Origin of the sequence: Paenibacillus konkukensis (assembly GCF_023523925.1) — a bacterium.
GTDB lineage: Bacteria > Bacillota > Bacilli > Paenibacillales > NBRC-103111 > Paenibacillus_S > Paenibacillus_S doosanensis.
The window spans coordinates 6,571,868-6,583,610 of the sequence record NZ_CP027059.1; the positions used below are offsets into that span (position 1 = coordinate 6,571,868).

Here is an 11,743-nt window from a genome sequence, read left to right on the forward strand (position 1 = left end):
TGCAATGTCGAATGCACAAAAAGCATTGGTGATGGCAGCGGGGATTTTCCTCGCCATCGCCCTCATTACCTTGGCCGTAGTGCTGTTTGTTTCGGCTCAGGATTCCACAAAGGCGGCGCAAAGCAATTTTAGCAATATTCAAACGGAGCTGTCACAAACGGCTTTTACGGTATACGACAATACGACGTTGTCCGGCAGTCAGGTCGTTAACGCGCTGCGTAAATTCCGCGATGTCGATCAATTCGGCATTCAGATTTTCACCGGCAAAAATCCGGCCGGACAATGGTATGGCAAAACGATCAATACGAGTGTGCCGATGGACAACGTGACTTACGGCACGGTCGTCGGCGTTGCTCCGGGCTTGATCGCTCAAACAGTGGACGAGGCGGATATTAACTATGTCAATCCGAGCGGCAAGTTCCGCGCGAACCTGGTGCTGGACAGCAGCAATGTCATTCGCGGCATTGTGTTCCGGCAGCAGTAAGGCCGCATGAAGGACCGAAGGTGCCCGGAGCTTCCCGGGCGCTTTCGGCTGAAAGGAGGAGAAGCGGATGGGTTACGTCCCGAGAATGATGATGGAGATGAGTGTCGCTTTTCTGGTGTTTCTGCTCGCGGTGGGAACGGGCCTGCTGCTGTTTCAAAACGGGGCTTTGCTCAACACGCTAGCCTACGTCTCAGGCCAAGTCCAGGATCGCAGCTTGCATCAAACCGCAAGTCCGATAGCCAGTGACGGCACGATCAGCGGAGCGGAGGTGCTCCACGCGCTTGCGCGGCTGGAAGAAGGCGATGTGGAAAGGATCGTGGACGGTGTCCGATACGCAGCGCCGCTGGAACGGGAGCAGCTTCGCGTAAGCGGCATCCACCTGCAAGCGAAATATGTGCCGCAATATGAGCGGGATGAGAGCGGGCGGCTGCTGCGGCTCATCTTGAGGCGAGTGCCATGAATACGCTGATCAAGCTGTTCGCGGTGCTGATTGCACTCCTGTTGCTCTACCTGTATCCGCTCGCTGCCGCCTTTGACCAGCAGGACGATATTTCCGAGCTGGTGGCGCTGCGGGCGACGACCTCATTTGTGGATGCGGTGCGCGACAAGGGCGGTATTACGCCCGCGATGTACTACGATTTTATGACCGCATTGGCTGCAACGGGCAACAGCTTTGCGGTCGAGATGGAGCATGGCAGCAAGAAATATGTGCCGGTCTACGATGATCCGACTCGGCCGGAAACGTTCCGCGGCATCTATGAAATACATTTCGATTCGTACTATGACGCACAGATTTTGCCGGTACTGTTTCCTGACAATACGCTGGCCAGAGATGATCCAAGCCGCCGCTACCGCATGCGGGTTGGCGATAGCTTCTCAGTTACAGTGCGCAATACGAACCGGACGGCGGGGACGCTGATCTTTGACATGCTGAACAACACCATCAGCCCAAATGAAAAGATCGTTATTCCTTACGGAGGGATGGTGCGCCATGCGCTGGATTGAGTGGGCGATTGTCGGCGCGCTGTTGTTCCTTCCCTTTGCGACCATCAATCGTATTGAGACGGATGCCCTGCGCCGGACGCTGCTGACCGAATTACGATATGACGCTGCGCTAGATGCGGCGGTAGACGATGCGGCGAGCCAGTTAATTGGCAATGCCAGTCAGCAACGAGAAGCGCAGTACGGCTCGGAGAAACGGGTCGCACTGAATAAGGAAGATGCCATTGCGACGTTTTATCGGACGCTTGATGCGGGCTTTGGCATCGCGGACGATCCGGTGGCGCAAGGCACGCTGCGCCGCTACATTCCCGCGATTGTCATTGTGGGGTATGACGGCTTCTATGTATACAGCGAACAGGAATGGATTGGCGTTGACGGGACGGTAGTGATGAAGCCGGTTTGGGGCGCGAAGAAGCCGTATGCCTACGCCGATGCGGCCGGCAACAGCCTGTCGTTTACGCTGGATCAGGAGGTATTGGCTTACGATGCGGCGAGCGGAAGCTGGCAGGAAGGGTTGCGGCAGGACATCCGGCAGCAAACGTCGATTCCGCTCCTGCAGGATGCTGAACAATTTGAGCAGATACGGCGCAGCACGATTGTCCGGGCGATTCAGGATGAACTGGCATATCGGATCAACCAATACAATGAAACCGTCTCCCGATCCGGATTTTCGTACGTGTTCACCTTGCCGCTAATCCCGGACGAGGACTGGAGCAACAGTATCGATGATGTGGGCGTCATGGCGTTTTTGCAAGGCATTCCGATGGGCGCGAAGGTGTACAACAGCTATGCGTTGGGAGGAAGCCGGGTGCTGAAACAGGAGGCCATAATCGGCGCTCGCAAAGGCGCGATGAAGGTTTATTTCCGTAGCTCCTGCGGCTACGGATATCCGCGCGAAGAGGTGTTTGCCAGCGAGCAAGCGGGTGCGTTAAAGGGCTACATGCCGCTGCCCTGTCCGCAATAGCTGGCATTATTGAAAGGAGGAAGCCGGATGTGTATGTCCGAGTAATGATCGGAATTTTGCTATGGCTTGCCGTCCATATCCCCGCCGCGCAAGCAGCCGGGCCTGTGTATACCCAGACTTGTGGCGGCAGTGAATTTGCCATGGCGTTAAAATCGGATGGCACGGTTTGGTCGTGGGGCAGCAATCAACAACGGCAGTTGGGATACGATTCCGGCGGTGCTGTCGTTTCGTTCCCTACTCGGATTCAATCTCTGCATCAGATCACGGACATCGCTTGCGGCGCCACCTCAGGCTATGCGCTGCAAGCCGATGGTTCGGTATGGGTTTGGGGGCGTGGAGCAGAGGGGCAGCTTGGTCTTGGCGACACGCAGCAGAGAAATGAACCAACGCTACTTTCATTGTCCGATGTGACGCAAGTGGAGGCCGGAGTCCATTTTGCGCTGTTTGTACGTAAGGACGGGACGTTATGGGCAGTTGGAGAGAATCAGCAGGGGCAGCTTGGCGATGGGTCGACCACGAGCAAGACATCGCCGGTTCAAGTGCCGGAGCTATCTTCGATTCTAACCATCGCTGCAGGTGGCGCGCATAGCTTGGCTGTCACGACAAACGGTCATGTGTATGCATGGGGGAGCAACAGCTACGGCGGCATTGGCAATGGAGGAGCCGGACCGCCGGTAACGACGCCGTACTGGCAAAGTACCTTGGCCAACATCGTCAGCGTGTCGGCAGGGAACGATTCCTCCTTTGCCTTGGATGCCAACGGTCAGGTCTGGTGCTGGGGCGTGAATACGTATGGACAACTGGGCTTTGGCGATACCGTAAGGCGCTATGAGCCGACGTTGTTTTCTGCGTTATCGAATGTAGCTTCGATTCATGCCGGTGGCGATTACACTCATGCGAGGCTGTCGAATGGCGAACTTTGGGGCTGGGGCTCGAACTGGAGCGGCAAATTGGGAGACGGGACGGGGACGGATCGCCATACCCCGGTGCACATACAGATGGAGGATGTTCAATTTGTAGGCAGCATCAAATCCAACTTTGTTCTGGCAGGAACAATCGACGATTTATTGTATAGCTGGGGCTATGGGGAGGGCGGTGTGCTTGGAAATGGCGGCGGCTCACGAGCTTTGCCCGGCCTGGTGACCGGGACGATGACGACAGCAAAAGGAGCCGCTTCGTTCTCATCGGTAATCCTGCCGTCCTCGCTTCAAAGCTCGGCAACCTTGCCCATAACGGTTTCGGACTTGCGCGGCTATAACGCGGGTTGGACGCTCAGCATATCCGCATCTCCATTTTACTGGTCGGGACTTGATCCCACAACGGGAAACAGCAGTCTGATCGCCAGCTTTCCAGCCTCCAGCCTGATGGTAAGCGGAGCCGCGCCGGTTACGATGCTAAATGGTATGGAAATCGACGCCGTTCACGGCCCCAAGCACCTGCCGGGACAAACACTGGGGACGACCTCCGTCCCCATCATGCAGGCAGATGCCGGGTACGGCACAGGGAGATATGAGACGGCTATGTCTTTGACGCTGGCGGTGCCGTTGACCGTACAGGTATTTCAGGCTGCTCCTGCCTCTTCCTACGAGCCAGGCGACACGATTGGCCTGTTGGCCGGAACGTATACGTGTACGATCACCTTGACGCTGACCAGCGGAATTTGAACAAAAGGAGCGAATAACGCATGTGGATTCGACTGTTGCTGCTGGCAACGGTTTTTTGGGTTGGAACGGGGTTTTCGGCCCCGGCGAAGGGACAGCAATTGATCGTGAGCGGCGATCCCGAACGCATCCATCCGCAGCTCGGCGCTTACGTCGAGGAAATCGTCCCCGGAGAGGAACGCGAGTATGCGGTGGAGGTGAGCAATCCGACGGAGAAGGACATCACCGCCCTGCTCTACATGGCGGATGCCATCCCGGCGCTTGGCGGCGGGAAGGATTTTACGTTGCCGAATGATCCGGATCTAAGCTCGGCAGCTTGGTATTCAACGCCGGATCGCCCCATTACGGTGCGGGCAGGAGAAACAGAACGATTTACCGTGAACATGTGCATCCCCGATTCCGTTCAGCCGGGTCAATATGTCTCGGTGATCGGCGTTTACGACGATCAGGATCACACAGTGGAAGTGTTGGACGATACGCAGGCGCGGTTTGTTACCCGCGTGGTCCGCAAGACCGGCTTGCAGGTCGTCCTCAACTACAAGCTGGACGAAGCGAAGCCGCCGCAGGCGGTTCCGCATGCAGCCGTCTACGCGAAAGAAAATGAGAAAGCCTTCCTCTCCATTTTGCTCATGAACGAAGGCGGCAGTTTATCCAAGCCGGAGATGACCGTGGAGGTCAAGCGGCAGGACGAAGATAAGACCGTACTGGAACTGAAAACTCGCTTCGACTCCATCTATGCGGGGACGGTGGCGCAATATCGAGCCGAACTAAGTAGGCCGCTCGCTCCGGGAGCCTATCTGGCGGAGGTCATCACGACCGTCAACGGGCAGGTGGAGCAAAGGGTACTGCCCTTTGAAGTGGCGGGCGAAGAAGAACGCACCCGCTGGGGAACGGCGTCTTCGGGCGAGGTGATTCAGGTAGCGGAGGATGGCTCCCCGTTGCCTGCGCCATGGCTTGGGTTTCACCGAGTCTACCTCTATGCCGGACTATTGCTGCTGATTGTGATCGTCACGTGGCGACGAAAACGTGCCGACAAGCGGCGTGCCAGGGAGCCGCGCTAAAATCCCATGCTGCGTCCGGGCGCAGTATGTTCATATAGATCACCCCATTTGTAAAGGAGAATTGATCCATGTTCAACTTCATTCGCAAGCTGCTTCCCCTTGCCTTGGCAACGGCGCTCCTGCTCCCTGCCGCCGCCCATGCCGAAACGGTGTCCATCATCGCAGGTACGAATCAATCGTCGCAGACGGCCATTTCCTTTAGCTCAGTGACGCTGGACGTAACTGCGAATCAGATCTCGACGGCCTCCAATGGAATTACCGTTCGCGATAGCCGCGGCAGCGGTGCAGGCTGGTCAGTATCCGTTTCGTCCACCGATTTTGTGAGCGGCTCCTTGCCTGACCCGACGACCTCGGGCACGTACACCGTCAAAATTCCGGCCAGCGCTGTTTCGGTCATTGTTGGTACGCCGGTTGTAGCCTTGAGCGGCCAGGCCGTCGATCCGACCTATGGGCCGCTGGCCTATAACGGTACGCTGTCCTCCACGCCGCTCAAGCTGATACAGGCAGCTCCGGGTTACGGCATGGGCGAATATACGGCAGGCGTCTCCTACTCGCTGGCAGTGCCGAAAACCGTAACGGTGGCTTCGGTCAGCAGCGGCTCCAGCAAGTATGAGGTGAATGATGTGGTCGGCACGGTAGCGACGACCTATACGGCGACGTTGACCTTCACCCTCGGTTCGGGCGTGTAAGCATGGCGCGGCTCCCGTTCCTTCATTAAAATGGGAGCCGCTTTTCCGATTTGTAAGGTAGACAGGCTCCAGCGATATCCCCTATCATATAGGGACAAGAAAGTTTTTCCAAACGAACGAAACTGTTATGAGGAGTGAAGCCATTGAAAAAAAGAATATTGCTGGTGTTGATCGTGGTCATGCTGGTGAATGGGTTTGCCCTGACTGCGAGCGCGGCATCCAAGCCGCCAACATTTGTCACGGTAGTGATGGATGGTACGAAGCTGTGGTTCCCCGACGCCCAGGCGTTCATTGATGAAAACCAGCGAACGTTGGTGCCGGTGCGGTTTGTAGCGGAGGCGCTCGGCGCAAAAGTCGGCTGGGAAGCGGAGAGCCGGTCGGTGCCGATCCAAAAGGACGATCAGAACATTCGGTTGACTATCAGCAGTCATGTCGCGACGGTTAATGGCGAAGAAGTGGCCTTCGATACCCAGGCGGTGATGCAAGGTGGTCGCACATTTGTCCCGCTGCGATTTGTCAGCGAAATCCTTGACGTTGCGGTGGAATGGGACGATAAAACGACTACGGTGTTGTTGTCAACAACGAAACAGTTGAATGGCGAGCGTGATCCGTGGGGCAGGCTGATTCGCACCACCGATCTGCCGAGCAATGCAGCGGATTATTCGTACATTCTGGCAGATATTCCGAACGCGATGTACGAAATGGCGTATCCGTATTCCGCGCCTGACGATAGAAAAGTATCTTCTACGCTGTACGCGACGATCCCGGAATACAACAAAGGGAATGTGGACATCTGGCTGGGCAGGCTGAAAACGTTTGGCGCGTTGTGGCTGAATGTGGATTACCGGACGATTGATGACGCATGGGCGCAGGCGCTGTTCGCGACCAAGTTGCAAAACTCCAATGCGGAGTTGAAATATATTCGCGAGTATGTCGATTGGGTGAAGGACAACAAAATTCAGATTGAGGGCTATCTCGATCCAGAGCCGTCCATGATCTATTACGATGGTTTTGGCGCAGATTACATTCGGGTCAAGTTCAGAATCAATTTTATTTCGTTCGACAAGCAGGAACGACTGTTATATGATGAGTGGTTTCCGAAGGATGCCAAATTCGAAAAAAATGTTTGGTATGAAGGATACTCGGATATTAAAATGAAGGCTAGTGTCGGTGGCGACTGGGGCAACTCATTAAAAGTTTCATCTACCGCAAGCCTGTTCTTTAATCACACCATTTCAAAGGTGGAGTAGATATAATGAAGCTCTCAAAACTGCATAAACCTATCCTGTACATGCTGCTGGCATGTACTTTTTTTATGTCATTTATGCCTCAACAGGCAGTGGCAGCTTCGCCGGAAATTAATATTAAGGACGGAGCCATCCAATTTGAAATTACCAGTACAGCCGCTACGACTTCCATCCGGTACAAAACGGTAGGCTGGGTAGTCACGCGCGAACAGGTATGTTCCGCAGCTGTGCCCAAACAATGCAGCGATCCGCGAGATAGGCCGCATGCGCTGTTTCTCAATCAGGAGGTCAGACAAAAAGGGCAGTATCCTGATCCGCCCATACCCGGCCAGCCATTGACTTCCTACTACGAAGTACCCGAAGAAATCGTGACTCAGCGACTTTGGGCAGCAGGTATGGACGGCATTCAGGACAATGACGATTTGTACTTCTATGCGGTCATGGTTTCCATCAATGGGGATGGCTCGGTTCGCAAAGGCCCCTTCTATACGTTGTCAGGCATCAAGCAAGCAGAGGGCTGGCGGGTTCCCGACGATCTGGATGACTATTTCGGCCTTCATATTCCTTATCGCAGCGCGGAGTTTCCAGTCGATGTCGTGGCCAAAACCGTCGACGGCCGAATCATTCAAAAGCCGGACGTGACGTTTTTGAAGGGCAAATACAAAATCGGGGAAACGATTGACCACGAATTTCCGGCGACCTTGACCGATGGCGGAAAAACGTATCGGATCGTTCGCTCCTATTTGTCCCCGAAGCAGGATACGACGCAGAAAAAGTGGTTGCAGGAAAATCCCGAAACGAACGAAAAAGTTCGTATTCGCAGCTTTACGGTAGCCCTTGGCGGTTCGGACGCGATTGCCGAATTTGAGGAAGCTGCGAGTCCCGTGAAAGCTTACTATCAAAAGGAAGATGGTACAGTATTGCAGGAGGTGGATAAGGGCGAGTTTGCGACAGGAGCGGAAGTGAATCACACCTTTGAGGCGACGATCACCAAAGGCGGGCAAACGTATGAGATTATTCGCTCCTTTATTACGAGCAACAGCAATCCGACAGAGAAGCTGTTCATTCAGGAAAAGGGCGACAGCAAGTTGCGGGAACGCTCCATTCTGGTTGGCCCGAGCGGTTCCAACTTTGTCGGTATCTACAAAGTGCCCTCGCCCGTTACCGTTACTTCCCGCATCGACGCGCCGGGGCAGGCGGCTTCGACGGAAACAGCGGTCACGGGCGATTTTACGTTCGAAGCCAAGTCGCAAAGCCAGCTCAAGTCTTATCGGATTACGAGTATCGAAAACGGGCAACTGGTCAACGCGAGTCAGCAAACCGGCGCACTGAGCGGCACATCGGCCAGCAAGTCGCTTCCGATTCGCATTCCGCTTGGCAGTAGCGACCAAGTCACCGTCAAAATCACAGTCGTGGTGACGGACATGGCCAACCAAACGGGCGATTCGACCGCCGATCACACGGTGCAGAACAATCGCGGCGGAGAACCCCCGCAAACCGGCTCCGAGCAGCAGCACGAGGACATGGATGCATCGGCATCGGCGGTGATCAAGGCGGATACGCGCGGCGCGGAACGCTATGACGTGCTCAAGGGCATCCCGACATCGGAAAGCTTATACGTGAATGCAAGCGCGAAAGCCTATTTGTACAAAAACAAATTTACGGAGCTCAAGGGGACGAAGCAGTATCCGGTCACCGTCAGCCGCACCTATTCGCTGCAATGGACGGAGTATGTCTCCGGCCCGCCAGACAGCGGGGGCAACCCGACCACTATCCCGGTATCGCGCTCCGCTACTCAAACGGTTACGCAAAACTATACGGTGGAACGCAAGTTCAGCTACTGGCTGATTGATCGCCTGGAAGTGTACGGCTTGCAGCGCGCTGAAATATCCAACTATGCCTTGCCGGGCGGCAAGGTGACGCTGCAACCGAGTGGCTACACGCCGCCAACCGTTTCGGCCAGCCATGATGCTTCGCCATCAGCGCATGTGACCGATCCGGTGTATCGCAATGTGACCTTGCCCGGCCAATCGTTATATGGCGGCTCCAGCCGTCCTGCTGTGCCGAGTGAGAATTGGAAGAATGAAGCGGAAAAGGCGGTCGGGAAAATCAAGGTGCGGAACGATTCCCTTGTCTTTAACGGACAGACCATCATGGACAGCCGAACAACGGAGGAAACGGCTCCGGCTCCGGGGGCGATTCCGGCTTCGCCGATGATCGGGCAAAACGTGCTTTACGGCAGCGGGTTTGTCATTGATTCAGGCAAAATCAACAAGGCAGCGCAGCCAAGCAGCGGGACGCTCTCCTACGCGCTGATTAAGGGCATTGGCGGCGGAAGCAATCAAAGTTTTCCGATTTCCGGCATCAATCCGGTGACGGTGCATACACCGGTGGTTTCTCGGGCCACCGTCTCTGACGATCAGGCACATAACCAGAAGACGGTGCCGACACCCGGGCGTTCTGCCCTTATTCTGAACCGCCCCTTCACCGTGACGATACCGACCAGCGGGCTGCATCGGGACATTACGGGGTATGGCAACCGGGATTACGCCAAGTACACCCGGGACAAACAAGTTCGTTTCCCCTTCGATGTATACAAGGCTGACCGCACTACGCTGATCCCGAAGGAGACCTGGACTTCGATTCCGGTTGGCCAGCTACAGACGACGTTTTATTTGCCGGTGTGGGTCGATGAAGGAAATTACGAGGTACTGTTCCGCTCCTTTGCCGAAAACAGTCCTTCTTCGTTTACCTCGCAGCCGAATGCCAATCTGGATGTGAACCATCATGCGGCGACGCAGGTGGTGCCGGTCGAAGTCATCGGCCGTTTGTTTGATTTCCGTATTACCGACATCGCGGACTACCAGTGGGAGACGGTATTCCGCACGGCAAAAGGTAGCGCGACCCCTAATGGCAACAGCTATTGGGTCGGGCCAAACGGGATCGATGGCGCGGCGCGGGGCAACAAGGCTCCGTACATGCTGCCGATCCGCCCGGGCAGTCACCCGGAGAGCGGCAAAAAGAACGTGGCGATTAAAACGGGCTATCACTTCAAATTCGAGGTGAAGACGCTCGGGAACATGTTCGGTTCGGGCGACGGTATCCTGATCACCCCTACCTTCTATTTCGTGGACAAGAAGGGGCAGAACCGGCAGCCGGTGGACTTGTATTACCATGCGGGCAACAAGCGCTTTATTCGCATCGGTTCTGCGGAGGACACGGAGCAACGGCTGGTGACGCTGGATACCCGGCTTCGTAATGTACCGCAGCAGGAATTGACCAATACCGCAAGCTCCCTCTGGAGGCTGAATGGCGCTACGGGGAATCAGGCGACGTATGTGCAACAATTTTTGAAGGATGCGGTGCAAAAGAAGATTGTTGTAGGCGGTTATGATGGCATGCTGCTGCCGCCACAGCTTCGGACCTTCATCGGCAGTATGCAAGTGCCAAGCGGCGTAGATGCGGTGCGAGCGAATGCTGCTGTTCAGCTTTGGCGCGGAGAGTACAGCTTGCCGGCAGCGCCGTATGCGGTGCCCGCAGGCTTCAATGTGGCCGAGTACGGACGCACCCATCGACTGGACGATCAGTCTCCGATCTTCTTGCGCGATGGCTACCTGATCGTTAATTTCAACATCGAGACGGTGCGCAACCGAAACACCAGTCAGCCGCATTTGCAATACAAAAATGCGCCTCTGAATAACCAATGGCGGATGGAGGGATTTGGTCGCAGCTTTGTCGATCCGTATGGCGCAAGCTTCTCCCTGCTAGACGGCGACGTGGTGTTTTATCATGCCGACCTGTCCAGCTACGACGATTTTGGCACGGGCGGCACCCACTAATTTCACCAGCCGGGAGGAATGAAAATGTTTGAGAAGCTGCAAAGCGCCGCTCCCGAGGAAGCGGCCTATTTTTATACCGGTTCGGCTGAGCAGGAGACCGGGCGTACCTGCATCGGCCATCTGCGCGGAGACTTCGGGCGCTCGGGCGAGGAGTTTTGGGTGACCTGGTTTCCGCGAAGCTCACCCTTTGAAACGTCAGCCTTCAAGGACGAGTTGAGCAAGGTGTTCCAAGCCATCGGCGATCAGGGTGTACTGAAAAGCCGTCAGCATATGCTCCGCTTTTGCAGCCAGCACCCGGAGGCGCGTATTGCCGGGGCAAGGAGCACGGATGTTTACGGTTTTCGGATGGAAACGAAGGAGCATCGTTACTATTTGCGCTGTTTCCCCTTTGCCGGGGACTACAACTTTTACTTGTATTGCTACGCCCGGCCGGAGCGCGTGGCCGAGCAGCAGCGGCAAGCCTCTTCTGCGCCTATTGCGCCGAAGAAGAAAACGGAGCCGCAACGATAGGAGGACGCTATGAACGATTTGACGCGTTATCGGCTGCTGGCGGAAGCCGCGCTTCCCCCGGCGGCCAAGCTGCTGTACAGCTATTTGCTGGATTTCGCGGGCGGGAGAGGCGGCACGGTGTGGCTGTCCTCCCGCCGCCTGGCGGCAGAGGTCGGACTTTCGACCTCTGCTATCCGCCGCAATCTGCATCGTCTGGAGAAAAACGAATTGATTCAGCTCACCTCGCGCTACTCAGAGGAAGGCATTCGGCTAACCAACAAAATTACGCTTCTTTGAAGGAGGTGCC

At 55.8% G+C, this 11,743-nt stretch carries 11 protein-coding genes; all 11 read left to right on the forward strand.

What is annotated here, in order from left to right; genetic code table 11:
• The first annotated feature begins 4 nt into the window (after nucleotides 1-4).
• The 11 genes from SK3146_RS28510 to SK3146_RS28560 all read left to right on the forward strand — a co-directional run bounded on the left by SK3146_RS28510 (nucleotide 5) and on the right by SK3146_RS28560 (nucleotide 11,733).
• Entirely contained in the window at nucleotides 5-484 is a 480-nt protein-coding gene (locus tag SK3146_RS28510; protein WP_249861947.1) for an ABC transporter permease, read from the forward strand.
• 67 nt (nucleotides 485-551) lie between these two features.
• Nucleotides 552-944 (forward strand): hypothetical protein, encoded by a 393-nt coding sequence (locus SK3146_RS28515; RefSeq protein ID WP_249861948.1) that lies wholly within the window; start codon nucleotides 552-554, stop codon nucleotides 942-944.
• Nucleotides 941-1,489, forward strand: a complete 549-nt coding sequence (locus SK3146_RS28520) for a hypothetical protein (RefSeq protein ID WP_249861949.1) — start codon at nucleotides 941-943, stop codon at nucleotides 1,487-1,489. The genes SK3146_RS28515 and SK3146_RS28520 overlap by 4 nt, the downstream gene beginning before the upstream one ends.
• The gene (locus tag SK3146_RS28525; RefSeq protein ID WP_249861950.1) at nucleotides 1,476-2,450 is read left to right on the forward strand and encodes a hypothetical protein; all 975 of its coding nucleotides are present in this window, start codon (nucleotides 1,476-1,478) and stop codon (nucleotides 2,448-2,450) included. Before SK3146_RS28520 ends, SK3146_RS28525 begins: the two co-directional genes overlap by 14 nt.
• A 29-nt stretch (nucleotides 2,451-2,479) precedes the next feature.
• Nucleotides 2,480-4,114 carry an RCC1 domain-containing protein gene (locus tag SK3146_RS28530; RefSeq protein ID WP_249861951.1) on the forward strand — a complete coding sequence of 545 codons (1,635 nt, stop codon included), beginning with the start codon at nucleotides 2,480-2,482 and terminating at the stop codon, nucleotides 4,112-4,114.
• Nucleotides 4,115-4,134: 20 nt separating this feature from the next.
• Nucleotides 4,135-5,172 (forward strand): DUF916 domain-containing protein, encoded by a 1,038-nt coding sequence (locus SK3146_RS28535; RefSeq protein ID WP_249861952.1) that lies wholly within the window; start codon nucleotides 4,135-4,137, stop codon nucleotides 5,170-5,172.
• 68 nt (nucleotides 5,173-5,240) lie between these two features.
• Nucleotides 5,241-5,861, forward strand: coding sequence for a WxL domain-containing protein (locus SK3146_RS28540; protein ID WP_249861953.1), 621 nt, complete (start codon nucleotides 5,241-5,243; stop codon nucleotides 5,859-5,861).
• A gap of 134 nt (nucleotides 5,862-5,995) precedes the next feature.
• On the forward strand, nucleotides 5,996-7,111 hold the full coding sequence (locus SK3146_RS28545; RefSeq protein WP_249861954.1) for a copper amine oxidase N-terminal domain-containing protein: 1,116 nt from the start codon (nucleotides 5,996-5,998) through the stop codon (nucleotides 7,109-7,111).
• Between the two features lie 5 nt (nucleotides 7,112-7,116).
• Entirely contained in the window at nucleotides 7,117-10,947 is a 3,831-nt protein-coding gene (locus SK3146_RS28550) for a DUF5704 domain-containing protein (protein WP_249861955.1), read from the forward strand.
• 24 nt (nucleotides 10,948-10,971) lie between these two features.
• Nucleotides 10,972-11,457 (forward strand): hypothetical protein, encoded by a 486-nt coding sequence (locus SK3146_RS28555; RefSeq protein WP_249861956.1) that lies wholly within the window; start codon nucleotides 10,972-10,974, stop codon nucleotides 11,455-11,457.
• Nucleotides 11,458-11,466: 9 nt separating this feature from the next.
• The gene (locus SK3146_RS28560; RefSeq protein ID WP_249861957.1) at nucleotides 11,467-11,733 is read left to right on the forward strand and encodes a helix-turn-helix domain-containing protein; all 267 of its coding nucleotides are present in this window, start codon (nucleotides 11,467-11,469) and stop codon (nucleotides 11,731-11,733) included.
• The last annotated feature ends 10 nt before the right edge of the window (nucleotides 11,734-11,743 follow it).